The organism is Micromonospora sp. NPDC049201 (assembly GCF_055586805.1).
Genome location: NZ_JBVJHM010000017.1, coordinates 24,738 through 50,714, shown reverse-complemented (window position 1 = coordinate 50,714; position 25,977 = coordinate 24,738). Strand labels below are relative to the sequence as shown.

Genomic DNA, 25,977 nt, shown 5'->3' with positions numbered 1-25,977 from the left:
AACTCCTCCCGTCCCTGCTTTCCGGGACTGTGGGAGATACCACGCCGGGCGACACCGCGCGTCGGGCAGCGGTGACCGCGACGCGAACACCACCCCGGCGCCCGCATCGGTCGGGGCGTCAGCCGGCGGGCTGGCGGTCCAGCCGTCCCGGCTGCACAACCGGCCCCGCATCAGTCTCGGCTACCGGACTCCGGCCCCGTGTGTTGCGGGGGCACCGAGGACCGCCTCCACGACCCGTTCCGGCTCGGTGAGGTCCGGCAGCACCACGGTGGCCCCCGCAGCTGACAAGTCGGCTGGAGAGTAGTGGCCGGTGGCGACCGCCACCACGCTGGCACCCGTCGACCGCGCAGCGGCGATGTCGAGCGGCGTGTCTCCGATCAGGACGGTTTCGAACGCGTCATCGGCCAAGTCATACTTCTGGGCAAAGGCCCGGCTGGCCACCTCTACCAGGTCGGCACGGTCGATGTGGTGGTCGCCGAACGCCGCCACGCTGAGATCCATCAGGCCGAGGAGGTCCACCGCGGCCAGTTTGGCGACCCCGACGGCCCTCAGGTTGCCGGTCAGGACGGACTGTGCCACGGCAGGCTCGGCAACCAACGCCCGAACCGACGCCATCGCCCCGGGCAGGATGTGCCCTCCGGTACGCAACAGCTGGTCGCGGGCTGGCTCGGCGAGGGCTCCAATGGCGGCACAGAACGGATCCAGCCGGTCCGACACGGAGATGTCGTGCAGCCGTAGCACGTCCGTGTAGATCGCCCGGTCGGTCCGACCGGCACGCGGGACATCGACGGCGAGATCGATGCCGAACAGCTGACGAAAGGCCACTCCTGCCAGCCGCCAGCCGAAGCCTGCCGGCTCCAGCAGCGTCCCGTCGATGTCCCACAGCACGAGCCGGTTTGGCATGTCTGGTGTTGGCCCAACCCCTGTCACTGCCCTGCCACCCTTCCGACCGCAGGCCGAAGATGAGCCTGGGCACGACGTCCATGAGGATCGACGTAAACCCTAGCCCTTTTCCGTAGCGCGGCGTGGTAGCAGGGCCCCGGCGCTGGGGAGGATCTCGTAGCATCCGCGGCTATGCCATCGATGCGCTCGCTTGTCGCTGTGGTGCTGGATCGCGGCTCTGCCAGCCCTGCCGAGATTGTCCTGTCCGCCCGCAAGCTATGTGACGTCGTTTTCGTCTGTGATGGCAGCCGGCCCGATGGCGCCGAAGCGCTTTCTGCCGCGCGTGAACTCGCAGCGGTGTGTGACGTTACCGGCCTGACGGACGCGGAGGCGATCACCGCGGTCGCGGGGCTCCGGCCGGACGGCGTCACCACGTTCAGTGAGTACCAACTGCGCCGTACTGCCGACCTTGCGGCGGCGCTCGACCTGCCGTTTCACACTCCAGAGGTGGCCGACGTGCTCACCGACAAGCTGCGGCAACGCGCCGTGGTCAATGCGGCCGGGGTCGATGCGACGAAGTGTCGGGTGATTACCGACATCGACGATCTGCCTGTGGTGCTGGCCGAGATCGGCTTTCCGGCGATCGTCAAGCCCCGGCACGGGGCGGGCAGCACGGACACCTACCGGGTGCGGTCGTTGGCGGAGGCGACCGCGGCGGTGGGCGCGTTCTTCGACGCCGCGGGCGATCCTCGCGATTTCGTGGTGGAGGAAATGCTCGTCGGTGATTCCTCGATAGCGGGGACGGAGTGGGGCGACTACGTCTCGGTCGAATCGGTGACGACCCACGGCCACATCCGTCACGTCTGCGTCACCGGCAAGCTGCCACTGGCGTGGCCCTTCAGGGAAACGGGCATGGTGGTGCCGGCCGCCCTGCCGGCCGCCTGGACGCAGTCGGTATGCGATCTGGCAGACGCCGCGATCCGGGCGCTTGGGATCAGGGTGGGCGTCACCCACACCGAGATCAAGCTGACCGCCGACGGCCCTCGGCTGATCGAGGTCAACGGCAGGATGGGTGGGTATGTCTCCGAACTCATCCAGCGCGGCAGCGGCTACGACCTGCGGCGCGCCGTCCTGGAAGCGGCGCTGGGGAGATCGGTTGAGCCACCCCCGCTGACCTTTACCGGGGTCGTTTACCAGTACCTTCTCACCGCCCCGCCCGGCGCCACCCGCCTTCTCCGGTTGGCGGAAACGTCCGAGATTCTCGCGGTGGCAGGGGTCCGCGACGTCACTGTCACGGCACGTCCAGGCCAGCCCGTGGGCTGGAGAAGCGGCACGGAGGGAAAGCTCGGGATGGTGCGCGGCGAAGCGACCGACCACGCGTCCGCAGCAGCGGGTATCGCCGAGATCGAGTCTCTATGGCGGCCCGTCTACGAGTAGCCGGTCCGCTACCGAGCGAACGTGATGAATATCACAGCGACAGCTCGGTGCGGAGCGCGCCGACGCTCCGCCCCCGGATAGTTCCATCGAGGCATTCGCCTGTACGAACGCGGTCATCGGCGACGTGTGTCCTCGTTCTCGGATAGGGCTGACACCGCGTCAAGTTCCAGACTTAAGCGTTTCGACTCCGTTCATCTTCTGGCTACTGTGGCCTGGCATCACGTGGCGCGGCGGATCACGGCGCTGTGCATCTGACCGCAGAGCCACGAGTTGTTGCCGAGCCTTGTGCTCGGGAAGCGCAAACACGGGGGCACGTCTTGATTTCCACGTTCGATCATGCCGTCGCGCTGTGCGGCGGTGGTCCTGCGGGCATTGGCCCGCTCATCGCTGCCGCCCAGACCGGGCGGCTGGACAAACTACTCGACAAGGGTGTGCTGCTCATCGAACCCGCCCGAGCAGGTGCGGGCAGCATGGCCCACTACCGGATCAGGGCGAATTCGCTCGGCAGGGCTTTCCTCGAGTGTCTGGAACTCCTGCCACCGGAGCCGTTCGGAGGGCTTCACGACCTGCCCGAAACCACGGAGCTGCGTCGACACGCCGATGAGTACCCACCCCTGGCTGTGGTGGCCTCGTTCCTGGATCGCCTCGGGGAGGTCGTCACCGGAATGCTCGCCGCCCATCCGGCTTGCCGTGTGGTGCGAGGGCTTGTCAAAGAGATCCACGTGCTGCCCGACGGTGCGCGTGTCCGCGTCGATGCCAGCTCCGGTCCCCTGACGACAACCGTCGGGCAGGCAGTGATCGCCACCGGCGGCCGCCCGATGGCCGACTTCCGGCGCACGTCGGTCGTCGGTGACCTGACCCTCGACCGGTACGCCGACAAGCTCAGCCACTCCGAGCGTCTCTTGGACCTGCGCCGTCCGATGCCGCCGGAGCAGATGCGGGCGATCCGTGAGAGCGGACACGCCGCGGTCGTCGGCGGCGCGCACAGCGCCTGGGCGGTAGCCGCGTTGCTGATGGCCGATCCCGAGCTGCGCGGTCCCGCCGGGGAGCCGCCCATGGTGACGATCCTGCACCGCAGCCCGGTCCGGCTCTTCTACTTGTCCGCCAGACACGCCGACGCCGACAACTACCCATTCGATCCGCAGTCCGACGTCTGCCCGGCCAGCGGGCGGATCAACCGGTTCGGCGGGCTCCGTGGACCGGCGTTCGACCTGGCCCGGGCAGCCCTCGGTCTGGCCGGCGCCCGGGTACCCGTGTCCCTGGTCGACGTGTCGGTGAACGAGCCGGTTGTCCGCGCCGCCGCGACCGCCGCCCTCGATGCCGCCGGAGCGGTCATCGTGGCCACCGGCTACGAGGCGAACCTGCCGCGAATCATCGGCGAGGACGGCGCCGAGCTGGTCGCCGCGTGCTCGCCTACTGGCACGGTCGTCACCTCGCAGACCCAGCTGCTGGATCAGCACGGCACGGTCCACCCCCAGCTTCTCGCCTTCGGGTTGGGCGCCGGTCTGCCTCCCTCGGCCGCCGTCGGCGGCGAGTCGAGCTATCACAGGCGCGCCGACGGGGTCTGGCTCTACCAGAACGACATCGGGCACATCGTTCTCGACCAGTTGCTCGCCGGTCTTTCGCTGCGCTGAGCCGACTTCTCTTCGCAATCCTCTTCCTTCCTCCCGGTCCGCAACGACAGAGGACCGTTCTGCCTGCAACGAGGAGGCTGATTCCTGTATGCCATCCGTGACCAAAGCCGTCGTCCTTGCCGCAGGGCTGGGCACCCGGCTCGGCGGCGACCGCCCCAAGCCACTCACTCCGGTCCTCGGTATCCCGATCCTGCACCGCAGCCTTACGAACCTCGCCCGTGCCGGGGTTCAGGAAGTCGTCATCGTGATTGGCCATCGGGCGGCCGAAGTCGTCGCGTCGGTCGGTGACCGCTTCAGCGGAATGCGGATCTCGTACGTCCGCTCTGAGCGGTACGAGCAGACCAACAACGCCTACTCACTGTGGCTGGCCCGCGGGCATCTCAACCAGGACGTGTTCCTCGTCGAGGGGGATGTCGTCTACGACGAGGACATCCTGCACCTGTTGGCCGCCGACCGCCGACCGGCGGTGGCCGCGGTGGCTCCGTGGCGCCGCGGCATGAACGGCACGGCGATCGAGATGACGCCGGACGGGCGCGTCACCCGGATGCTGCTCGGCGGGGAACAGTGCACCGGCACGCGGCTGCACGGTACGTACAAGACGATCAACATCACGGTGCTGCGCACCCGCTACCTGCGGGAGACCTTCGTGCCAGCCCTGAATCGGCTCATAGCGAACGGTGGGGAGAATGCCTACTACGAGGCGGTCCTCGCCGCCAACGTGGCCGACCCAGTCGCCGGCCTGGCTGCGGTGGACTGCGGTGCCGTGCGGTGGTACGAAATCGACGATCTGTCCGACCTGACGGCGGCGAACTTCGTGTTCGGTACGGCCGAGGATCAGTTGGCACTCCTCGACGATCTGCACGGCGGCTTCTGGCGGCACGACTTCGCCGACCACTGCCTGCTCTACAACCTCTACTTCCCGCCGGCGCCGATGCTGGAGGAACTCGTCGCCGACTTCCGCGACACGCTTGTGCACTATCCGGTCGGCCACGGGGTCCTGCAACAGCTCCTGTCTCCGGTGGTGCGCCAACCTGCCGACCGCCTCGTGGTGGCGAACGGGGCGTCGGAACTCATCAAGATTCTCGGCCGGGTCCTGGGTCGCGTCGCGTTGGCGGTCCCGGGCTTCAATGAATACGAGGCCGTCGTCGACGAGGCCAAGCTGCATCGGATCACGCTGCGTGCCCCCGATTTCGTGCTGGACGTCGATGACTTCTTCGGCCAGGTCCGCGGCGCCCGGGTGCATGCGGTCGTGATCACCTCGCCGAACAACCCCACCGCCCGAGCGGTACATCGCGGCGATCTGCTGAGGCTCGCCGGGCTCCTCGCGACGATCGGGGTGACCCTGGTTGTCGACGAGTCGTTCATCGAGTTCGGCGACATCGACCAGAGCGTGGAGCCGGACCTCGACGATCATCCCAACATCGTGGTCGTCAAGAGCATGAGCAAGGTGTACGGCGTGGGCGGGCTTCGTCTCGGATACCTGGCCGGCGCTGATCTGGACCTGGTGTCGCGGGTGCGCGCGCAGCTGCCGATCTGGAACGTCAACGGCATTGCCGAGGCGTTCCTGCGGATCCTGCCCCGCTTCCGCAGAGAGTTCGACGCCAGCTGCGCCCGGGTACGCGCGGACCGGGACTCGTTCGCCGAGGCACTGTCCCGCATCCCCGGACTGGAGGTGCTGCCCTCGAAGGCCAACTTCATCATGGTGCGCCTGCCCGCACCCTGGTCCGGTCCCGAGGTTGTGACGTACCTGTTCGCCCGTCATCGCATCCTGGTCAAGCACTGCGCGGGCAAGTCGATGGTCGACGGCCATCGATACCTACGCCTCGGCTGTCGTCGCCGCGACGAGAACGACCGGCTGGTCGACGCCCTGGCCGTTCTGCTCGACGAACGTGCCCCCCGGCCGGAACCCGTGCTGTCGGGTGCGGACGAACGGGCCGCGTCATGAGGGTCGACGAGCAGACCACGTCGGCTGCCGGACCGCCGACGCCGAGGCTGCTGCCACTTCCTGGCTTCGTCCTGTCACCGGACGTGGGTCGGCAGGTGGCGCGGCACGCCAAGGAGAACCAACATACGTCTGCTGTGGTGGTCGCACTCGTCCTGGGCGCGCTCGCGGCCCGGTTCGGTCGGCAGAATGTCACGGTCGAGGTGGCCGATGAACCGCATCCGGTCTTCGTGCACGTGCAGCCGCCGTTATTGCGGTGCCCGTTCGGGGAGGCGCTGCGGGTGCTGTCCGTCAGCCCGGTCGGGGCGCCGCAACTACAGGTCGGAACGGCACCGACGGACGACGGCGCGGTGCGAGTGGTCGCGTCGGTCGCCCCGGCTCTGTTGGACGCCGCTGCCGCCGAGGCGTTCTCCGCCGTGGCGGCCACGTTCGTCGAAGCCGTCTCGGACGATGTGGAGCGACCCCTCGCCCGGGTTCCGGCGGTCACGACGTCGGAAGATCCCCTGCGGCCCGCCCGGCCGCACGACACCTCGGCTGGCGTCGTGCCCGATGTTCCGCTGCACCGGTTCGTGGAGCGGCAGGCTCACGCGCGGCCCGCCGCTGTCGCCTTGTCGGATGGTCAGGCGGTGATGACGTACGCCGATCTGCTCGATCGCGCCGGGCGCGGCGCCGCCGCGCTGGCTGGACACGGTGTCGGGCCCGGGACCTCCGTCGCCGTGATGATGGGACGCGGTGTGGACGCGGTGGTGGCGACCGTCGCCGTGACGCTCGCAGGGGCGACATGCGTGCCGCTCGACCCCGCGTATCCCCGTCAGCGACTCGCGCTCATGCTGGCCCACCCCGGCCTGAGGTGCGTCCTCACCACCGGGGACCTGTGCGACCGGGTGCCCCCGGGGACGCCGACCCTGCTCTGGACGGCCGCCTGCGTGCCACCCGCGCCCGGTCCCGGTGCGCATGTCGGCGGCGACGCCGTGGCCACGGTGATGTTCACCTCCGGCTCAACCGGCGTCCCGAAAGGGGTGGAGATCACCCATCGCGGGGTCGTACGCCTGATCACCGACGAACAGTCGATCGGTTTCACCTCGAGCGACGTGGTGCTGCACTACGCACCGACAACCTTCGACGCCTCGTTGCTGGAGATATGGGGGGCACTGGCCGCAGGCGCACGCCTGGAGGTCGCGCCACCTGGTCCCCTGTCGCTCTGGGAACTCGCCGACGTGATCCGGACCCGTGGGATCACCGTGTTGTGGTTGACCGCTGGCGTGTTCCACCAGGTGGCCGAGTACCACCCGGGCTGCTTCGCCGGGGTGCGTCGGCTGTTCGTCGGTGGCGACGTCGTCTCGCCCCACCACGTCCGGCGACTGCTGGAACTGCACCCGCATCTGGAAGTCGTCAACGGGTACGGTCCGACGGAGAACACGACGTTCACGACGGTGTACCGGTTGACCTCGCCGGACGACGTGCCCGACAGCGGCGTGCCGATCGGGTACGCGGTCTCCGGTACCCGGGTGCACTTGGTCGATCCCTACGGCCAGCCGGTCCCACCCGGCGTCCCCGGGGAACTGTGGGCGGCCGGCGCCGGGCTGGCCGCCGGATACCTGGGCCGGCCCGACCTCACGGCGGAGCGGTTCGTCACGCCAACCGACGGCCCTCTGGCCGGCGAGCGGATGTACCGCACCGGGGACCTGTGCCGAATCGATGAACGGGGTGCCCTGACGTTCCTCGGGCGGCTTGACTCCCAGGTCAAGATCAACGGCTTTCGCATCGAGTTGGCGGAGGTAGAGGCGGCCCTGGCCGCACACGACCGCGTCCGGCAGAGCTGCGTGATGGTCGAGCGAGATCCGCTCGGTGGCAAGCGCCTTGTTGCCCACCTGGTCGGCGATGGCACGGAAGCACGGGAGCTGATCCGTCAGGTGCGTGCCGAATTGCTGGACCAGCTGCCCGCCTTCATGGTTCCTGCCCGATTCCTCATGCAAGACCACCTGCCTTTGAACAGCAACGGAAAAATCGATCGTGCCTGCCTGCAGGCACTCACGGAAGGACCCGCCACGCGATGACCGCCACGGCTGAGGAACGCGATGCCATCGCCGCGATCTGGGCAGAGGTGCTCGGCGTCCCCGTCGGGGAGGACGACGACTTCTTCCTGTCCGGTGGCCACTCGCTGCTCGCCACCCAGATGATCGCCCGGGTGGAGGACCGGCTTGGCGTCCGGGTGACGCTGCGACAGGTGCTGGACAACGCGGAGCTGACTGAGTTCTGCGAGCTGGTGTCCTTGCTCCGCCGGCAGCAGGCGGCCGACGACCAATCCGCCACGACCCCGGCCGGTGAGGCGTGACGATCACCGGACAGGTCCTGCCCACCCTCAGCTACCAGCAGGGTCGCCTACTCATGGACGCCGACGCCCGACGTCGCGACATTCCGTCGATGCGGACCATCATGGAGACCGTCCGGGTGCGGGGGCCGTTCGACGAGACGGCTTTCCAGCATGCTCTGGCGCACGTGGTGAGCCGACACGAAGCGCTGCGCACCAGCTTCCCCAACGGCGTGGACGAGCAGATCGTGTGGCCGGAGGCGGACGCTCCGGTGGCCCTCCATGACCTGCGTGGTGGGACCGACCCGGAGGCGGACGCCCAGGCTCGGGTCCGACAGGAGGCGTACACGCCCTTCGACCCGGGGCAGACACCGCGGATCCGGGCCACCGTCCTGCGGCTCGCCAGCGACGTCCGGGTGGTCGTCGTCGTACTCGATCACCTCACCGTGGACGCGTGGAGCCGTGGCATCGTGCTACGGGAACTCTCGTCGGCCTATTCTGAGCTGACCGCCGGTCAGACGCCGGCGACGTCGCCGCCCCTGCTGCAATATCACCGGTACGTGGCGGAGAGCCAGTCGATGCTGGCCAGCGCAGAGTTCCAGCACCTGCTGGCCTTCTGGCGGCGCACGTTGCACGGGATCGGCGCCGTCCCACGGTTGCGTTCGCGCCGTCCGGCGGAGCCCGGCGCACCGGCGTGCGGCCACGCCGGTCTGCGCCTCACCGCAGACGTGCTGGGCGGGGCGCGCCGGCTTGCCGCCGAGTGCCGCAGCACCTTGTTCATGTTCGTGCTCTGTGCCCTGCAGTTGGCGCTCGCGCGCCAGACCGGCGATGCCGACCAGGCCGTCGCGGTGAACGTGTACAACCGCGACACAGTTGGTACGGAGGCCCTGGTGGCGCCGATGGCCGAGCTCGCGGTCGTCCGCACCGACCTGACCGGCGTCACCACGTTCCGCCAAGCCCTGCGGCTGGTGCGCTCGACCAGTCTGGACGCCCAGGACCACGCGGTGCCGTACGGCGAACTCGTCAAGGCGCTCAGCCCGGCCGAGTACGCACGGGTCGACGTACCGGTCGGAGTCGTGTTCAACATGCAGTACGCGGAGTTGCTCGACGACACCCTGCGGTTCGCGGGCGCCGACTGCCAGACCTATCCCATCTTCGAGGAGGGATTCCGGCCCCGCAGCGAACTCCTGGTGGTCGGGCGCCCGGACGACGAGGGCCTGACCATTGCCGTGCGTCATCAGGCGGACCGGCTTCCCGCCGAATGGGTCACTGATCTCCTCGCTCAACTGCGGAACGTCGTCGAGGCCGCGGTCGCCGACCCCGACGCGGTGTTGCAGCCGTCGCCCGCCAGCCGGCAAGCCACGGCTGCCAGCGGTGCGGCATGACGTCTGACGGCTCGCCCGCCAGCCCGAGACGGCGTGACGAACGCCTGCTGCGGATCGCCTTCGCCATCTCGACGACGGGCGACTGGGTATACCGGTTCGCGTTACCGCTGCTGGTCCTCCAGGTAACCGGCTCATCCGTGTCCGCGGCGTTCACATACGCCGTCGAGTTCGTGCCGTACCTGGTGGTGGGCCTCTTCAGCGGCGTCGTGGCGGACCGGGTCGATCGACGCCGTCTGCTGGTCACCTGCGACATCACCGCCGCCCTGATCACCGCGGGAATCGCCGCGCTCTGCCTGGCGGACCGGCCGCATCCCGCGCTGCTCATCGCTGCGGCGTTCTTGTTGTCCTGTGCGCGGCCCTTTCATTTTCCGGCGTTTCAGGGCTTCCTGGCGGACCGGGTCGTACCCGAGCGGCGGGCCGTGGTCAACGCGTGGGTCCAGGGCATCGACAGCAGCCTGACCCTGATCGGTCCACTGGCCGGGGCAGCCGTTGTGGCGGTCCTCGGCCCGGCCGTCGCCAGCGGGGTGAACGCCGTGTCGTTCGCGCTGTCCGCCATCGTCCTGGCGAGGACCGCCTCGGTGTTCCTGCCCGGCCAGGAGCAACCCGGCTTCATGCGGGCGGTTCGGCAGGCGCTGCGACACGTCCGGCCGGACTTTCGGGCTGGCCTGCGCGCCGTACGTGCCGACGACGGCGTGTTCTGGGGCACCGTCCTGTTGACGGCGACCAACTTCGCGATGACAGCCGTCGCGGCCAACCTGGTCTACGTGTCCGCGGGACCGGACGGTCGGGTGTCGATGGCTCTCGTGCTCGTCTTCACAGCCGAGGGTGCCGGCGCGCTGGTCGCTGCGGTCCTCGCCCCGGCCCTCATGCGACGGGTCGGAACAGGCAGGTTGCTGATCCTGGCCATGGGCGGCCTCGCCGTCGCACTCCTTGTCCCCGCAGCCAGCGTCGCGTCCCCCGTCCTGGCCTCTGCCTGTTTTGTCCTCGGGGCGGCAAGCTCGCTGCTGGTGGTGCCCTGGCGAACCTACCGACAGCAGGTCGTTGACACGGAACTGATGGGACGCGTGGTCTCCGTGCAGCGCGCGACGTCATTCGCGCTCAACCCGGTGGGCGCCGTCATGGGCGGGTGGCTGGTGGGGCGTTCCGGGCCGGTGGCGCTGTTCGCGACCGCCGGGACGATCCAGCTCGTCGTGTGGCTCTGCACCTGGTCCGGGCCGCTGGGCCGGATCGGCGGGTCGCCACGGGAGGCAAAACAGACAGACGTGGTCGGGGCCTGACCCGACACAGGGGAGGAACTTCGGTGTCAACAACGCAGGACCTGTTCGTCGTGCCGCTGGGCGTGGCACTCGGTGGCCAGGTGCCGATCTCCGAGCTGCCCGGGCTCGACGAGGAGCAGATCATTCGGTACCAGGGCTTCGGTTACGAGAAGTGTCGGGTCACCACACAGGATGTCTTCTCGCTATGCCGGGACACGGTGAGTGGCAGCCCCGGGTTCACAGCCGCGGCCGTCGATGCCTTCCTGTACGCGATCGAGCCGAACATCAACAGCAGCAACAATTGGATGATCAACGAGAAGGCGTGGCAGCAACGAGACATTCGGTGGTTGATCCAGACACTGGGCTTGAACCCGGCCCGGCTGATCGGCCTCTCCTTCTACAACTGCGCGACGTTCCTCGGCGCCCTCGACCTCGGCTCCGCGCTCATCCGAGCCGGTTCGGCAAACACCTGCCTCGCCACGGTGGCCGGCGTCGCCAACGAGCACAGTCCGCGAATTCCGCACGCCTTCCACGTGCAGAGCGACGGCGCGGCGAGCTTCCTGGTGACCTCGGACTCCGACCTCGGAGACCGGTATCGGGTGTTGGCCCATCGGGTGGAGTACGTCAACCCGGCTGAGTTCCGTGCCTTGGACGGAACCGTGGACGAGACCCGCTACTTCAGCCTCAAGGCGCTCAAGATCCGGGCGACCATCGAACGTCTGCTGGCGCAAGCGGCGCTGGCCTCCGACCAAATCGACATGGTCTTCGTGCAGAACCTGGGCGTCCAGTCCATGATCAAGTACGGCCGGCTCTGCGGCGTTCCGGAGGAACGGGTCTGGCTGTCCAGCCTCGCCGAGAACGCTCACGTCATCGGCGTGGACAGTCTCGTCAACTTCCACCATTACCACCGCACCCGACCGCCCGGTCCGGGCACCGTGCTGATCGTCGGAACATCCGGCATGAGCTGGGGCGGCGTCGTGCTACGGCACGAAAGCTGATCGATCTACGCGAGGAGCGCCATGTACACCACAACCGTGCACGCCATCGTCGGCATCGTACGCGAGATCCTGTTTCTGTCCGACGGCGAGCCGATCGATCCCGACCTCGCCCTCATCGAGCTGCCCGGCTGGGATTCGATCAACCAGATCGAGTTGATCGTGCAGGTGGAGGAGAGGTTCTCCCTCAGGCTCACCGAAGCAGACCTGCGGGACTGCCGGACGCTCCGCGACGTGATCCACGCAGTCGAGGCGAAGGCCGGTGCCTGACCAGCCGCGCTCCGGCCCCGGCGCGCTGGCCGGCCAGTTGTGTCGGTACGCCGATCAACGGCCGACCGATCTGGCCGTGTCGTATCGGGACGTCGACCTGAACTGGCGTGAGCTGCGGGACGAGGTGGCCCGACGTGCCCGGGACGCGGGACCGGTCAGCGTGGTGCGCGAGGACAAACGCCTGGAGTTCGTCCTGGACTATCTCGCGGCACACGCCGCCGGCGTGCCGTTGGTGGTCGCCGGCGACCACGAGGTGGGGTGGGTGCTCAAACTCGTCGAGGTGCAGTCACAGGCGATACGCGGACTGTGTCCTGGCGGGGCGGAGGTGCTGTTCACCTCCGGAAGCACCGCGCGAGCCAAGGCGGTCCTGCTCGACGGCGCCCAGATGGCTCGCAAAGCCGCTCAGATCAACGAGGTGCTCGGTCCGGCTCTGGACGCGATCGAGGTGCTGTCGCTGCCGATGAGTCACTCCTTCGGGCTGGGGCGGCTGCGCTGCGCGGTATCGGCCGGCCGGGCGGTCCGACTGACCGATCGGTTGCCCTCCGTCGACGCGGTGTTCGACGAGCTGCGGCGGTGGCCGAGGGCAACCTTCGCCTTCGTCAGCTCCGTGGTGAAGCTGCTGGTGGCGCGGCACGGAGAGGCGTTGGCGAGGTGGGCGCCGGGCATCGCCCAGCTGGAGATCGGCAGTGAGCCGCTGGAGGCCGAGGTCCGCTCCCAGCTGCGTCGCCTGCTACCGCATACCCGACTCGGTATGCACTACGGCATGACAGAACTGTCCCGGGTGGCGATGGTGGACCTGCACGGCCACCACGGACTGGACAGTGCGGGGCACGCCATGCCGGACACGGAGGTGCGGGTGGCCATGCCGGGGTCCGGGGAACTGCGCAGCGCCGGTGCGGGCGACCTACACGTCCGCGGCGCCGCGATGGTCCGGGCCTACCTCGACGACGGCGCGGTGCGGCCGGTGGCACCAGACAGTTGGTTGCCGACCGGCGACCACGGTGCCATTGAGGGCGGGGTGGTCAAGGTACGTGGTCGGGTTTCGCACGTGGTCAACATCCTGGGCAAGAAGGTCGTTCCGGAGGAGACCGAAGGCGTCATCCGGCGCTTCCTCGGCGTGGCCGACTGCGTCTGCCTGCCGTACGAGTTGATCGCGGGGGTGTTCGTCCTCGCGGCTCTGGTCGTGGCCGTGCCCGGAGTCCCGGTCGACCGGGCCGAACTGCATGGATACCTGCGGCGCTCCCTGCCGGCGCACCAGGTGCCCCGGCGGATCGTGTTCCTGCCGGACCTTCCCCGGTTACCGAACGGCAAGGTGGACCGGAGAAGCGCCGGCTCGCTGGTGAGCCAGAGGGGAGAGGGCGGTTGACGGTCAGCGTCTGCATTCCCGTCTACAACCGCGCCGCCGAACTCGACCGGGCGCTGCGTAGCGTTGTCCAGCAGACCTATAGCGACCTGGACATCGTCGTGGTCGACAACGCCAGCACCGACGACAGCCACGCTGTGGCCCGCCAGTATGCCGCCGCCGACTCGCGGGTGCGGGTATGGCGCAATCCCACACTTGTCGGCAAAGTGGAGAACTGGCAACGATGCCTTGAGCACGCCCGGGGTGCGTACCTCAAGCTGCTGTTCTCCGACGATTGGTTGGCACCGCACGCCATCGAACGTGCGGTCGCGGTGCTGGAGGCCCGGTCGCAAGTCGGCTTTGTCTACTCCGGGATGACGTGGCGGCACGCTGACCGCCTCAGCCACTGTTACGTCGCCGCCGCCGACCACACGATGGGGTCTCTGGAGTTCCTGCACAACTCGGCGACGGTTGCGGATCTCGTGCCCGTGACCACGTCGTGCGTGCTGATGCGGACTGCCGACGCTCATGCCTTCTTCGAGCCGCGTATTCCGGCTCGGCTGGCGGACGACACGCACGCCATCGGCGTCGGGTATTCGGGGATGCTCCTGTGGCGGTGCGCCGACCGCTATCCCAAGGTTCATCATCTCGGCGAGGTGCTCGCCTACTCCGCCGACCTCCAGACGGGCGAGGTGAACTCGCGGATTCGTTACCGTGACCGGCACGAGATGCTGTGGTGGGGGCACCGCAATGCGTTTGCGCACTTCGTGCGGACCTGCTCGCTGCCGCTGGCCGTCCAGCGGGCACTGGTGAGCACCATGTTCTTTTCGACCGTTCCGTTGCGCGGCAAGGAGCGCGCGTCTCGTATGCAGACCTTCCGTCAGCTCTTTCCCGAATTTCGGATACACCACCTCCGTCCAACCCACCCTCAGGTCTTTCCTCATCTGCGGTACCGGCTCGGGGTACCGCCAGATCCCCAAGAGATTCTGAGCTGACCGACCGTGAGTCGCGGAGGAAACCGGCCCAGGTCCGGGACAATCCGACGGTGAGCTTTTGAAGATCCAGTAGCGGCATGACGGCCTGCCCGAGTCAAGGAGTCCAACAGCTTCGCGCGCGCCTGCCCACCCCTCGAGCCAAGATCGGACGAGCGCGCCTGACCACCCCTTCCGTGTACGCGCAGTCAGCTCCCCTCACCTGGCGCCACTCAAGGCTCCTACCTCCCCACGAGCCAGGATCGGACAAGCCCGCAAGACGGCGCCCGCCGGGCACACGCAGCAGCTCCGCTCACGCCGGGGCGCCCCGCCTCTGACTCCCCGCTCACCCATCCGCCCGGCCGGTGGTCAGGTGCGCGCGACATCGCCGTAAGGCGTGTTTCACAAGCCGGTCAGAGCCACTCGGTGATGATCGTGATGGTCAGGACGGCTTGGAAGCGGACGGCGAGTTTGTCGTAGCGGGTGGCGACGCCGCGATGGCGTTTGAGCCGGTTGATGCCGTTCTCGACGGCGTGGCGTAACCGGTAGAGGCCCTTGTCGAAGGTGGGCGGGCGCCCGCCCTTGAAGCCTTCGGCCTTGCGGTGGGCGTCCTGGTCGCTCTTGCTGGGGATGCAGGCCTTGATCCCTCGCTTGCGTAGATGACTGCGGTTGCCGCGGCTGGTGTAGGCCTTGTCGGCCAGGACCAGGTCGGGGCGGGTGCGGGGCCGGCCCACGCCGAGGCGGGTCACGCGGATGCGGCGCAGGACGGGGATGAACTGCGGGCTGTCACCACGGGCCAGGCGGTCACGATCAGGGAGAGGACCTTCTGCCCCTGCTCGCAAGCCAGGTGAGTCTTGGTGGTCAGCCCGCCCCGCGAGCGGCCCAGCGCATGATCGGCCAGCTCGTCGTGCACGCCGCCGGGCGGTTCCTTCTGCGGATGCCCGTCGGTGCGGGCGCCGGCGGCGTGTTGGTGGGCGCGGCTGGTCATCGAGTCGACGCTCACCGTCCAACCGATCCGGCCCTGCGCCTCGCCTGCGGCCTGCACGCCGATAGGATCTTGTCCCAGGTCCCGTCCCGCTGCCACCGGCGGAACAGGCCGTAGACGGTGGGCCAGGGCGCGTACTCAGCCGGGACGTCCCGCCACGGGGCGCCGATCCGGATCCGCCACCGGATCCCATCAATGAGCTGTCGCTTCTCCCACTTCGGCGGACGACCTGTCTCGGCGCGGCAGGCAGCAGCGGAGCCAGAACAGCCCACTGCCCGTCGGTCAGGTCATGCCGCCTCGTCAGCCGACCGGGCGGCCTGCTCGATCTTCGCGCAGTAGGCTGCACGGGCTTCCTCGTCGATCTGGTTCTCGTGTTCGGGGCGCAACCCGGTCCGGCCGTCGAGGCCCTCGCGCAGGATATCGGCGTGCCCGGCATGCCGGATGGACTCGCCGAGGACATGGACCACGATGGCGAACAGGTTCGTGTCGGCATAAGGCTCCGGCCACCACGGCACGTGGCCGGGGGCGTCGAGGGGAAGCGCGTTGATCGTCGCGTCCGAGTGTTCCCACATGCGCCGGTAGAACGCGATGATCTGATCGCGGGTCTCGTCCTCGGTCGCCCACAGATCGCTGCCGTTGGAGTCCTGCCACCGGGGCAGCGGTTCCGGGGAAGGGCGGTTGAAGACCTCGCCGAAGTACCTGGCCTCGACGGTGGCCACGTGTTTGACCAGGCCGAGGAGATTGGTCCCGGTCGCTGTCAAAGGTCGGCGGGCGTCGTATTCGGACAAGCCGTCGAGTTTCCAGAGCAGCGCCTTGCGGTCTCGCCGCAGTCTCCCGTGCAGGTTGGCTTTCGCGAAATCATCGATCATGCGGCATGAGCCTGCCATGGGCTACTCGTGGTCTCAAGATCCCGTACGTGGTCCGCAACGACCGGCAGAGCCGAGACCTGGCCACGGCCACCGCCCTGACCTGCTACAAGCAGCTCGCGAGACTTGCCACGTGAGACAACCTCTTACGAAACACGTCTTAGCGGGGCCACCTCCAGCAACAGGTCGTTGCCTTCGGGGGCCCCGACGGTGACCCGGACGCCCTCGCCGGGTAAGGCGTGCACCAACCCCGCCCCCGGGCCCGACAGGCCGCCGCGAACCCGGCGGTCCGGTCGCCCAGCGGCAAGCTGCGTGCCGGCCGCGTCCAACGCCTCGTGGGTGTGCGTGTTGATCAGCCCTCTCCGGGTGGGGCGCCGTCACGACGCCCGGCCGGTGGCTCTGCCGCGCAATGCCGGCCGAGCCACCGGCCCCAGCCCCGGCGGACAGACGTCAGTCCGTGACCGATCCGGGGTTCCAGCGGTCGTGGTGGATCGCCGTGCGCAGAGGGCGGCGGTGGCGCCAGCCGTGTCGTTCGAGATCGGGCACCGCTTCGAGGTGGGTGACGGGGCCGAGGCAGAGCCAGGCGACGGGTCGGATGCCGGCCGGAACGGCGAGCAACCGCTGGAGGAACTGCTCGCGATAGAACGACACCCAGCCGACGCCGAGGTTCTCGGCGGCGGCGGCCAGCCAGAGGTTCTGGATGGCCAGGCACACGGAGTACAGGCCGGCGTCGGCGATGGCGTGCCGGCCCAGGACCGCGGGGCCGCCGCGGTCGGGGTCGTAGGTCACCACGATCGACAGCGAGGACTCCATGATCCCGTCGATCTTGATGCGGGAGAACCGGTGGGCCGCCTCGGCGTCGAGGGTGGCGGCGAACGTGTCACGCTCGGCCCGGACGTGCCGGTGGAACGCTTCGCGCAGGTCCCGGTCACGGACCAGGATGAAATCCCACGGCTGGGACAGTCCGACACTGGGCGCGGCGTGCGCCGCGGCCAGGACCCGGTCGAGGACCCCGGCGGCGAGGGACTCGCCGGTGAACTGGCCGCGGACGTCGCGGCGACGGTGGATCACGTCGTAGATGTCGCTGATCATGGGCAGGCTCCCGCTGCGCTCATGCCCCACCCGGGTGGGGCCGATGACGCGAGGCCGGTCTTCGGACTCCCAGATCAACACCGGCCCGCCCGCCTTCCCAGCCGGTTCGGCCAGTGACTGCGCACACGTGCGCGTGGGCGGCAGCTCCCTGGTCACCGCGGCGGGCCCGTGCCGGAGTCACACCGGCTTCCCGATTCTCCCCACCGCCGGGTGGGGCACCTCGCAACAGTTCGTGCCGCTCGGCACAATACCCGGAGTGGGGGCCGCACCCGCGGCGGGATGGCGCGCCACGAGCGGTCATCAAGCGGCTCACGGCCCGAGAACGCGCCGATCGCCTTCCCGCGAGCCTTCCCGATCCGGTTGTCCGATGTCTTGAGTGATCTCAACGAATTTGGGAAGGTCAATTCGTTGGCGACAGTCAATCCGGGAATGGTGCTACGTCGACCGGCTGACCCGACGGCCCGTACCGATGCCGCGGCGGGTCGGCTCCGCCACCGCGTTTCCCGGCCGCGTCCGCGCGGCGCATCGAAAGGACTCCTGGTGGCCATACCGGTCGCACCTCTCGGCACCCATTCGCTGCTGATCTTCCTGCTCCAGGTGGGCATCCTGCTGGCCGCCGCCGTCGCGCTCGGGCGCCTCGCGGTACGCGCGGGCATGCCCTCGCTGGTCGGTGAACTGACCGCGGGCGTGTTGCTCGGTCCGTCGGTCCTCGGGGCGGCCGTGCCCGACCTGTCCCGGTGGCTGTTCCCCGCGCAGTCCGAGCAACTGCACCTGCTCGACGCGGTCGGTCAACTCGGCGTGCTCCTTCTGGTCGGCCTCACCGGCATGCACCTGGACCTCGGGCAGCTACGCCGCGACGGTGGCGTGGCCGCCCGGGTCAGCATCGGAGGGCTCGTCGTCCCCCTGGCGCTCGGCGTCGGCCTGGGCCTGCTCCTCCCGTCCAGCGTGCTCCCGGCCGGCACCGACCGCCCGGTCTTCGCCCTGTTCCTCGCGGTGGCGATGGGTGTCAGTGCCATCCCGGTCATCGCCAAGACCCTGTGGGAGATGCGACTGCTGCACCGCGACATCGGTCACCTGATCATGAGCGCGGCCATCGTGGACGACGTTGTCGGCTGGCTGCTGCTCTCGGTCGTGGCCGCGATGGCAGCCGGCAGTCTCGGCGGCCTCGACGTCGCCCTCGCGGTCGGCACCGTGGCCCTCGTCGTCGTGGTCGCCCGGTGGCTCGCCCGGCCGCTCGTCGGCGCGCTGCTGCGGCGGGTACGAGCTGGTGGAGAGCATGGTCCCACCGTCGCGTCGGTGGTGGTGATCCTGCTGCTGTTCGCCGCCGCCACCCACGCGCTGCACCTGGAGCCGGTCTTCGGCGCCTTCGTCGGCGGTCTGGTGATCAACGGCTGCGCCAGCCTCGACCGTCAGGCTCTTGCCCCGTTGCGGCTGGTCGTGATGAGCGTCCTGGCGCCGCTGTTCTTCGCCACCGTCGGCCTGCGCAGCGATCTGACCGCGCTGGCCCGGCCCGCCGTGCTCGGGGTCGCCCTGCTGGTGCTGGCCGTGGCGGTCGTCGGCAAGTTCGTCGGCGCGTACGTCGGGGCCCGGGCCGCCCGCCTGGGCCACTGGGAGGGCCTCGCCCTCGGCGCCGGCCTCAACGCCCGAGGCGTCATCGAGATCATCGTCGCCACGGTCGGGCTGCGCCTCGGCGTCCTCGACACCGCCATGTTCACGGTCATTGTGCTGGTCGCCATCGTCACCTCGGTGATGGCGCCGCCCTGCCTGCGCTACGCGGCCGCCCGGCTGCCCGCGTCGGCGCGGGAACACCGTCGTGCCGAGGCGCTGAGCTGATCTCCGCCCGTCCCGCGGTGGAAGCCCGACCGTGGACACCACTGTCGGCGCGCCGTCGCCTCCCGGAGGTCGCCGGCGATCCGGGGCGGCGCGCCTCCGGGTTACGGAGCCTGGGTCCTGGCGCGCAGTCGGTCGACGGCGGCGCGGATCATCACGCCGTACGGGTCGTCGCCCAGCGCGGACCGGGTGGCTTCGGCGCGGTCGAGGTGACGGCGGGCGGCGGGCAGGTCGCCCAGGCGCAGGTGCGAGGCAGCGAGGTTGAGGTGCAGCGACGGATAGAACGGGGCTACCGACGGGTGCGGGGCGGTGTCCGCATCGGCCAGGGCGCGCTCGTCCCAGGCCAGTTCGTCGGCGGCGTCGGGGCTGAGGTCGGCGATGTGGTGGGCCAGGACGCAACGGGTCAGCGGATCCGACGACGCGGCCCACTCGCTGATCAGGCGGTCGCGGGAGACGTCACCGCCGCCGACCAGAGCGGCCGCCCGGGCCAACTCGGTGGTCACGTCCGCCTGGTGCACACGGTGACTCTAACCGGGACGCCGGGCTGTGGCAGTGCGCCACCGGCTTCGGTACAGTGACGCTCATCCAATCCAGCGAAGGCCGTCTATGCATATCTGGATCACGAGTCACGCGATGACGTCCCATGTCCGGCCGCTGCTGCCGGTGGCCGACGCGGCGCGACGGGCGGGACACGACGTCACGGTCGCGGTGCCGGCGGCGGCGGAGCCACTTGCTCGACGGCAGGGGTTCGCCACGGCCGCGGTCGGGGACGACTGGCTGGCGCAGCTCACCGGCGCGGACGGTCGGTCGCCTGTCGTGCCGCTGGCGGAGCTTGAGGACGGGGCGCGCACCGTGGCGCAGCGGATGGCGGGCGGCCCGGCCGGACGAACCGCCGCTGCTCTGCTGGCACTGGCCGAGCGGACGGCGCCGGATCTCGTGGTCCGGGCGTCGACCGAGTTCGGCGGCGCGCTGGCGGCGGAGGTGCTCGGCGTGCCGCACGTCTCGGTGTCGACCGGGGGCGCGACGGCGCTGACGTACGGGCCCGATCGGCTGGCGGCCTCGCTGGCGCCGCACCGGGAGGCGCTCGGCCTCGCGCCGGACCCGGAAGGGCTGGCGAGTTACCGCTATCGGCACGCCTCCTTCCTGCCGCCAGGCCACGACCGGGCCGAGGAGTCGCTGCCGAACACGCGTTGCTACCGGCACGCCGATCCGCTGACCGCCGGTGAGTCGTTGCCGGAATGGCTGGAGCAGCGGCGTTCCGGCCGCCCACTGGTCTTCGCGAGCCTCGGCACCCTGGTGCCGCACGTGACCGGCTACGGGCCCGCACTGGTCCGGATGCTGGTCACGGCGCTGGACGGGCTCGAGGTCGACGCGATCGTGTCGACGGCGGGCGTGCTGCCGGCGGGCGTGGCGCCGGGGCGGCCGCACGTGGTGCTGGTCGACACCATCTCGCAACCGTTGCTGCTGGCCCGCTGCGACGTGTTCGTCACGCACGCCGGGCAGAACAGCGTGCGCGAGGCGCTGGGGGCCGGGGTTCCCATGGTGACGATGCCGATCATGGGAGACCAACTGTACAACGCCGCCCGCTGCGTCGATGCCGGCGTCGCGGCGAGCGCGCCGGCCCCCGAGGCGACGATCGCGCGGCTGCGGCGGGAGATCCGGCGGGTGCTGAGCGAGCCGGCCTACCGCGAGCGGGCGGACACGGTACGCCGGCAGATGGCGGCGCTGCCGTCGGTGGACGATCTGGTCGCCGAGTTCCCCGCGCTCACCGGGGTGCGGTAGACAGGATCTCCCACACCGCTACCGTCCAGCCGAAGCCGGCACCGGAGCCGATGGCCACCACGTGCCGCCCGGCTCGGACCAGGCCGTTGACGAGCAGGTGATGGAGCTGGACGAACTGGTCCGCGGCGCCGAGGTGCCCGATGTCCCGGCCCCAGTCGTAGAGGGTCGCCGTGGCCGGAATGCCCAGGCGCTCGCCATAGGTGTACGCCACGACCGTCTCGCCGATGACCGGGTGGACGAACAGGTCCACCCCGTCGACGGTGATCCCCGCGTCGGCCAGGGCGTTGTCCAGGGCGGTGCGCAGGCCGGCCTGGGTCTGCTCGATCGCCTCGTCGTAGCGTTCCGGGCTGAGCAACAGGTACTCCCGCTTGCGGGCGCGCAGGTCCACCGGGCCGCCGCCGGGCGTCGGCGTCGCCGTCCACTCGGCCGCGCCGCGATAGATCGGTTCGAGGCCCGAGTCGGTGACGGTGGCGGTCGCGACCAGGCGGGCCAGGCCGGGCTCGCGGGTGAGCACCAGGGCGCCGGCGCCGTCGCCGTACACCTGCTGGTTCTCGCTGCGCCACCGGTCGACGTACGGCAGGGCGAACGCGTCGGCCGCGGTGACGACGGCTGCCGTGACGGAGGGCATCGCGGTCAGGTAGGCGGCGGCGGTCTCGATCGCGGCCATCCCACCGTTGGAGCTGTGCCGGATCTCGAAGGTCGGGCCGTCACCGCCGATCGTCTCGCGACGGATGTAGTGCGCCGGCGTCCAGAAGTCCAGGCCCTGGTGACCGAGGCTGGCGTGGATCACCAGGGTCGGCCCACCGTCGGTGGGGCGGCCCGCCCGGTCGAGCGCCTGCCGCGCGGCGGCGACGGCCATCACGGGCGGCGGCTCGGCGGGGCCGGCGACGCGGACGGCGCGGATGCCGTTGGCGGTGCTCTCGGCGGCGTCGTAGCGCCCCGTCGCGACGGCCCGCCGCGCGGACTCGCGACGCTCGGGCAGATACGCACCGGTCCCGGCGAGATAGACGTCGGCCCAGCGCACGGTGTTCCCTTCGGTCGGCGGGTTCGGCCCGTAAGCCGGTCAACGCATAGACTAACGTGAAAGGCTTCAGGGGGGCGTCGCATGGCGGCACCGGTCGATGGTGACGTCCGGCCAGAGTGAGGAGGCGAGATGACGCAAGCCGACCCGCTCTGGTTCCGGTGGCATCGGCGGGTGCCGGCACCCACCGCGCGGCTGGTGTGTTTCCCACACGCCGGCGGCGCGGCAAGCTTCTTCCGCAACTGGCCGGGCGCGTTGCCGCCCGGCGTCGAGGTGCTCGCGGTGCGCTACCCGGGCCGCGAGGACCGCATCCGGGAGCCGTTCATCGAGGCGATGGCGCCCATGGCCGACGCGATCAGCAAGGCGACGGCGACACTCGTCGGACCGCCACTGGCGTTCTTCGGCCACAGTCTGGGGGCATCGGTGGCCCACGAGGTCGCGGTGCGGCTGGAGCGCGACCTGGGCCCGGTGCTGCGCATGCTCTTCGTGTCCGCGCGACCCGCGCCCCACCGCCTGTCGCGCAACGATCTGCACATCCGCGGGGACGCCGCGCTGATCGACGACATCCGACGGCTCGACCGTCATACCGCACATGTCTTCGACGATCCGGAGTTGCGCAAGATGCTGCTGCCGATGGTGCGGGCCGACTACCGGCTGGTGGAGACGTATTATCCGGATCACATCGATCGGGTGGACGTGCCGATCGTCGGCTACAACGCCGACACCGATCCGGAGGTGTCCGTCGACGACGTCGCCGCGTGGCGGGACGTGACCCGGGGCCGGTTCGAGCTGCGGACCTGGTCCGGTGACCATTTCTTCCTGACGCCACAGGAACGTGCGGTGGTCGAGGACGTGGGCCGGCGGTTGCTCGCGGCGGTGCCGGGTCAGTCCGGCGCCGCGGTCGCCCGGCGGTAGATGCCACGCAGGGTCCGCTGGGTCAGCAGGGCGCCGACGGGCACCCGGTGGCCGGTGCGCCTCTCCATGGCCACCACCAGCCGCAGCACATGGATCGAGTCCCAGCCGGGGACCGCGTCGAGGTCCACGTCGAGGTCACCGGTGTCGGCCACCGGCAGGCCCAGCTCGTCGCGGACGAGCCGGAGGAACTCCGCCTCACTGATCATGACGCCGCCTCCGTCGGGGCGAGGTCGTTCTCGACGGCGAGGTGCTCGGGCTGCTCCGGCACGGCCCGCAGGTCGTGGCGGAAGCCGCCGGCGGCGGGCGCGAAGCCGAGCGCCGGGTAGAACCGCGCCGCACCGGCGTTGCGGCCGGTCGGGCGGTAACGGCCGATCACCTGGTCGCATCCGGTGTCGCGGGCGTGGTGCAGCATGCTGATCACCGCCGCCTCGGCGATGTCCCGGCCGAAGACCCGGCAGCTCAGCACGATGTTGGTGAGGTCGAGCGTGTCGCCGTCGCGGCGGGCGAAGACGGCGCCGACGATGCCGTAGCGGCCGTAGCGGTCGGTGACCTCCACGGCGACCACGAGATCGTCCAGCCGCCGTTGGACACCGGCCGGCTGCACCCGCTCGCCGGTGAGGTTGAACTGGTTGGTGCGCAACGTCAACTGCGAGATCCGGCCGATCTCGTGCGGGCGCGGCCGGGCCAGGCGCACCACGGTGCCGAGGCTGCGCAGGTACGCCGCGGTCGAGCCGGCCTGATCGCGCAGCTCGGTGCGGGCGGCGTCGGCGTGGTAGGCGGCGGTGCGGGTGCGGTCCTGATCGGTCAGGTCGAGCACGTCGAACCAGCCGTCGGCGAGCAGTCGCGACACGTGGGACGCCGGCTCGTCGTCGAGCTCGACCACGGCGATCTCCGGTCGGGCGGCGGCGATCAGGCCGGCTTCGTAACGCGAGTCGTCGGCGAAGACGAGACTGTCCGCGCCGACGTTCAGCCCGGCGGCGAGATCGTCCAGGTTGACGTCCTTGGGGTGCCAGTTGGCATTGAGGCGCGCGAAGTCCGCCTCGCGCAGCACCATGTCCGGGTGCTCGCGCAGCACGGCGCGTACCGCGTCGATGTCGTTCTTACTGCTCACGGCAAGGAGCACCCCCTGCCCGGACAGGTGTTTGAGGAGCTGTTGGACGGCGCGGAACGCCTCCCCGCGCAGCGTTCCCGCGGCGGCGATCCCGGCCGGACCGTCCTCGCCCAGGATGCCGTCCCACAGGGTGCCGTCGAGATCGACCACGAGCACCTTGCGGGTGAGTCCGGCCGCCGCGGCGGCGAGGTGGCCGACCTCGCGGGCGTACGCGGCGAACAGCTCGTCGCCGAGGTGCACCCCCGCGTACCCGGCCATGCGCTCGTCGCTGACGGGTCCGGTGGCGTTCGCCAGCGGTTCGAGGTCGATGACCACGACGCGTGGATCGCGCGCGCTCAGCCGGAGCAGGGCCGCGTTGAACTCGCGCCACAACGCGCCGACCTCGGCCCGGGTCCGCAGGTCGCGCGCCTGGTGGCTGAGCGCGCGGACCAGCGGCGTCGTGTTGAGCACCAGCAGCCCGGTGGTGGTGGCGAGAACCTCGCTGACGACGGCGCCGATCTCGTCGCGGAGGGCGGCGAGCACGGCGGCGAGATCCGGTGCCCGCCAGCCGGGTGGCAGCCGCGAGGTGATCATCGGCGGGGTCAGCAGCCAGAGCGTGAGGTCGGGCCGGGCCGCCTCGACGGCGCCGCCCCGGCGCAGCGCGAGCGCGTGCGGGTCCTGTTCGGTCACGTGGGGCCGGATCAGCAGACCGTGTCGCGCGCACTCGGCGGTCAGCGGCGCCAGCAACGGCCGTACGGTGGTGGCACTGGTGATCGCGATGGTGAGCAGACCGCGCCGGTCCGGTCGGGGCACGTCGGCCGGGTCCACGCGGGTCAGTAGCTGGCCGGCCCGGACCAGGTTGGCGGCGGCGTCGGGAGCGCGGGCCAACTGGTTCAGCAGTGGCGGCACGCGACGGAACTCGGTGGCCAGCGCGCCGGCGGCGTGCAGCGACCGCAACGCCTCCAGCGGCGGCTGTCCGTCAACGGGCATGTCGGATCAGCGTCATGCCGTCCCGCACCGTCAGCAACACGTTCTCCACCCGCGGATCGGCCGTGATCGAGGCGTTGAACGCGGCCAGGTGCCGCGCCCAGTCGCCGCGCATGGCGCGCAACCACTCGTCGGCGTCCGTGGTGCGGTCGAGTTCGACGCCGGAGGCCGGTGGTGGGTCGGTGACCGCCCCGCCCCACAAGGTGTTGTCGAAAATGAGTAATCCGTGCGGGGAAAGCAACCGCCGTTGCATGATTCGGTCGAAATACCGTTGGTAGTTCGGCTTGTCGGCGTCTACGAAGATGATGTCGAAGGGCCCGTTCACCTCGCCGAGAACGTCAAGCGCGTCACCTTCCACCAGCCGGATCTTGTGACCGTGCGGACTGGCGTCGAATGCCGACTTGGCGACCGCGCGGGCCTGCTCGTCGGCGACGAAGCTGTCGACGGTGATCACCCTGCCGTCGGCGGGGAGCGCGGACGCCATCGCGACCGCGCCATGACCGGTGAAGGTGCCGACCTCCAACACGTTCCGGGCCTGTGCCAGGGATACGAGCATGCCGAGGAAGACGGCCTGGATGGAGGTGGACGCGATGTCCGCCCACTGTGGACACTCACGTTGCGTACGCTGCTGTATCTGGTGCAGTTCTCCGGCGACCGGCGAGGTGTGCGCGGTGGCATACTCTTCGATTCCGGGCCGGAAGATGGGCGGCTTTGTGAAGACGATGTCCTTGCGATGGAGCACGAAGCCTCCCCCTGCATGACCGCCCCGGCCCGGTGCGTGGCGATGTCAAGCGCCGAGGTGCACTGATCGTTTCGCGAACAGTCGATGATGATCAAAGCATTTATTGACTTCTATATCGCTACCAGAGGCGTCGGACGAGGTCAAGCCTTGACTGCCATCGATGGGCGCTCTAGCTTCGAGGCATTCCAGGAGGCTGCTCGCCGGGACAATTTTCGACCACCGCAGGGGGATTCGAGCGGCAC

General features: G+C 69.9%; 23 protein-coding genes, 1 pseudogene and 1 riboswitch. Of the genes and pseudogenes, 15 read left to right on the top strand and 9 right to left on the bottom strand.

Translation table 11 applies throughout. From position 1 onward, the window contains the following. Positions 1-180 precede the first annotated feature (180 nt). Positions 181-903, bottom strand: coding sequence for an HAD hydrolase-like protein (locus ACZ6O5_RS29015; RefSeq protein ID WP_465981221.1), 723 nt, complete (start codon positions 901-903; stop codon positions 181-183). A 171-nt stretch (positions 904-1,074) separates the two neighbouring features. Here ACZ6O5_RS29015 and ACZ6O5_RS29010 point away from each other — a divergent pair, with 171 nt between their 5' ends. From ACZ6O5_RS29010 to ACZ6O5_RS28960, 11 genes are all read left to right on the top strand, one after another. Next, on the top strand, positions 1,075-2,319 hold the full coding sequence (locus tag ACZ6O5_RS29010; RefSeq protein ID WP_465981219.1) for an ATP-grasp domain-containing protein: 1,245 nt from the start codon (positions 1,075-1,077) through the stop codon (positions 2,317-2,319). Between the two features lie 317 nt (positions 2,320-2,636). After that, positions 2,637-3,953 (top strand): Rossmann-fold NAD(P)-binding domain-containing protein, encoded by a 1,317-nt coding sequence (locus tag ACZ6O5_RS29005; protein ID WP_465981217.1) that lies wholly within the window; start codon positions 2,637-2,639, stop codon positions 3,951-3,953. 97 nt (positions 3,954-4,050) lie between these two features. Then, a complete protein-coding gene (locus tag ACZ6O5_RS29000; RefSeq protein ID WP_465981215.1) occupies positions 4,051-5,898 on the top strand; it encodes an aminotransferase class I/II-fold pyridoxal phosphate-dependent enzyme in 1,848 nt (615 codons plus the stop codon). Continuing rightward, positions 5,895-7,952 (top strand): amino acid adenylation domain-containing protein, encoded by a 2,058-nt coding sequence (locus ACZ6O5_RS28995; protein ID WP_465981213.1) that lies wholly within the window; start codon positions 5,895-5,897, stop codon positions 7,950-7,952. Before ACZ6O5_RS29000 ends, ACZ6O5_RS28995 begins: the two co-directional genes overlap by 4 nt. Beyond that, positions 7,949-8,230 (top strand): phosphopantetheine-binding protein, encoded by a 282-nt coding sequence (locus ACZ6O5_RS28990; protein WP_465981211.1) that lies wholly within the window; start codon positions 7,949-7,951, stop codon positions 8,228-8,230. The genes ACZ6O5_RS28995 and ACZ6O5_RS28990 overlap by 4 nt, the downstream gene beginning before the upstream one ends. A 53-nt stretch (positions 8,231-8,283) precedes the next feature. Beyond that, the gene (locus ACZ6O5_RS28985; protein WP_465981209.1) at positions 8,284-9,591 is read left to right on the top strand and encodes a condensation domain-containing protein; all 1,308 of its coding nucleotides are present in this window, start codon (positions 8,284-8,286) and stop codon (positions 9,589-9,591) included. Beyond that, positions 9,588-10,868: an MFS transporter gene (locus ACZ6O5_RS28980; protein WP_465981207.1), complete on the top strand. Its 1,281-nt coding sequence runs from the start codon at positions 9,588-9,590 to the stop codon at positions 10,866-10,868. The genes ACZ6O5_RS28985 and ACZ6O5_RS28980 overlap by 4 nt, the downstream gene beginning before the upstream one ends. A gap of 23 nt (positions 10,869-10,891) precedes the next feature. After that, positions 10,892-11,845, top strand: coding sequence for a 3-oxoacyl-[acyl-carrier-protein] synthase III C-terminal domain-containing protein (locus ACZ6O5_RS28975; RefSeq protein ID WP_465981205.1), 954 nt, complete (start codon positions 10,892-10,894; stop codon positions 11,843-11,845). A gap of 21 nt (positions 11,846-11,866) precedes the next feature. Beyond that, positions 11,867-12,112: an acyl carrier protein gene (locus ACZ6O5_RS28970; RefSeq protein WP_465981203.1), complete on the top strand. Its 246-nt coding sequence runs from the start codon at positions 11,867-11,869 to the stop codon at positions 12,110-12,112. Then, entirely contained in the window at positions 12,105-13,478 is a 1,374-nt protein-coding gene (locus ACZ6O5_RS28965) for a class I adenylate-forming enzyme family protein (RefSeq protein ID WP_465981201.1), read from the top strand. Before ACZ6O5_RS28970 ends, ACZ6O5_RS28965 begins: the two co-directional genes overlap by 8 nt. Continuing rightward, entirely contained in the window at positions 13,475-14,449 is a 975-nt protein-coding gene (locus ACZ6O5_RS28960; protein ID WP_465981199.1) for a glycosyltransferase family 2 protein, read from the top strand. Before ACZ6O5_RS28965 ends, ACZ6O5_RS28960 begins: the two co-directional genes overlap by 4 nt. A gap of 389 nt (positions 14,450-14,838) precedes the next feature. Here the strand turns inward: ACZ6O5_RS28960 and ACZ6O5_RS28955 are convergent. Further along, positions 14,839-15,714, bottom strand: a pseudogene (locus ACZ6O5_RS28955) (IS5 family transposase). Beyond that, complete coding sequence (locus ACZ6O5_RS28950) at positions 15,698-16,279, bottom strand: DinB family protein (protein ID WP_465981197.1); 582 nt, start codon at positions 16,277-16,279, stop codon at positions 15,698-15,700. Before ACZ6O5_RS28950 ends, ACZ6O5_RS28955 begins: the two are co-directional and overlap by 17 nt. Positions 16,280-16,284: 5 nt before the next feature. Between ACZ6O5_RS28950 and ACZ6O5_RS28945 the strand changes: the two genes are divergently transcribed. Continuing rightward, positions 16,285-16,413, top strand: a complete 129-nt coding sequence (locus ACZ6O5_RS28945) for a hypothetical protein (RefSeq protein WP_465981195.1) — start codon at positions 16,285-16,287, stop codon at positions 16,411-16,413. Positions 16,414-16,726: 313 nt separating this feature from the next. Here the strand turns inward: ACZ6O5_RS28945 and bluB are convergent, their stop codons facing one another. After that, positions 16,727-17,368 (bottom strand): 5,6-dimethylbenzimidazole synthase, encoded by a 642-nt coding sequence (gene bluB / locus ACZ6O5_RS28940; protein ID WP_465981193.1) that lies wholly within the window; start codon positions 17,366-17,368, stop codon positions 16,727-16,729. A 35-nt stretch (positions 17,369-17,403) separates the two neighbouring features. After that, positions 17,404-17,606, bottom strand: a riboswitch (cobalamin riboswitch). 302 nt (positions 17,607-17,908) lie between these two features. On the opposite strand from bluB, the gene ACZ6O5_RS28935 reads away from it, so the two are divergent. Further along, positions 17,909-19,201, top strand: coding sequence for a cation:proton antiporter (locus tag ACZ6O5_RS28935; RefSeq protein ID WP_465981191.1), 1,293 nt, complete (start codon positions 17,909-17,911; stop codon positions 19,199-19,201). Positions 19,202-19,302: 101 nt separating this feature from the next. Here ACZ6O5_RS28935 and ACZ6O5_RS28930 read toward each other — a convergent pair whose 3' ends face one another. After that, positions 19,303-19,716 carry a hypothetical protein gene (locus ACZ6O5_RS28930; RefSeq protein ID WP_465981189.1) on the bottom strand — a complete coding sequence of 138 codons (414 nt, stop codon included), beginning with the start codon at positions 19,714-19,716 and terminating at the stop codon, positions 19,303-19,305. A gap of 115 nt (positions 19,717-19,831) precedes the next feature. Between ACZ6O5_RS28930 and ACZ6O5_RS28925 the strand changes: the two genes are divergently transcribed. After that, a complete protein-coding gene (locus ACZ6O5_RS28925) occupies positions 19,832-20,980 on the top strand; it encodes a glycosyltransferase (RefSeq protein ID WP_465981187.1) in 1,149 nt (382 codons plus the stop codon). Here ACZ6O5_RS28925 and ACZ6O5_RS28920 read toward each other — a convergent pair. Further along, positions 20,964-22,004: a ketoacyl-ACP synthase III family protein gene (locus ACZ6O5_RS28920; RefSeq protein ID WP_465981185.1), complete on the bottom strand. Its 1,041-nt coding sequence runs from the start codon at positions 22,002-22,004 to the stop codon at positions 20,964-20,966. The two genes, ACZ6O5_RS28925 and ACZ6O5_RS28920, sit on opposite strands and share 17 nt — an antisense overlap. Before the next feature lie 129 nt (positions 22,005-22,133). Here ACZ6O5_RS28920 and ACZ6O5_RS28915 point away from each other — a divergent pair, with 129 nt between their 5' ends. Next, complete coding sequence (locus ACZ6O5_RS28915) at positions 22,134-22,916, top strand: thioesterase II family protein (RefSeq protein ID WP_465981183.1); 783 nt, start codon at positions 22,134-22,136, stop codon at positions 22,914-22,916. Here the strand turns inward: ACZ6O5_RS28915 and ACZ6O5_RS28910 are convergent. Genes ACZ6O5_RS28910 through ACZ6O5_RS28900 form a run of 3 tightly spaced genes read right to left on the bottom strand, consistent with a single transcriptional unit; the run spans position 22,886 to position 25,735 of the window. After that, entirely contained in the window at positions 22,886-23,122 is a 237-nt protein-coding gene (locus ACZ6O5_RS28910; RefSeq protein WP_465981181.1) for an acyl carrier protein, read from the bottom strand. The two genes, ACZ6O5_RS28915 and ACZ6O5_RS28910, sit on opposite strands and share 31 nt — an antisense overlap. Continuing rightward, a complete protein-coding gene (locus ACZ6O5_RS28905) occupies positions 23,119-24,996 on the bottom strand; it encodes an HAD-IIIC family phosphatase (RefSeq protein WP_465981179.1) in 1,878 nt (625 codons plus the stop codon). The genes ACZ6O5_RS28910 and ACZ6O5_RS28905 overlap by 4 nt, the downstream gene beginning before the upstream one ends. After that, entirely contained in the window at positions 24,986-25,735 is a 750-nt protein-coding gene (locus ACZ6O5_RS28900; protein ID WP_465981177.1) for an O-methyltransferase, read from the bottom strand. Before ACZ6O5_RS28900 ends, ACZ6O5_RS28905 begins: the two co-directional genes overlap by 11 nt. Positions 25,736-25,977 lie beyond the last annotated feature (242 nt).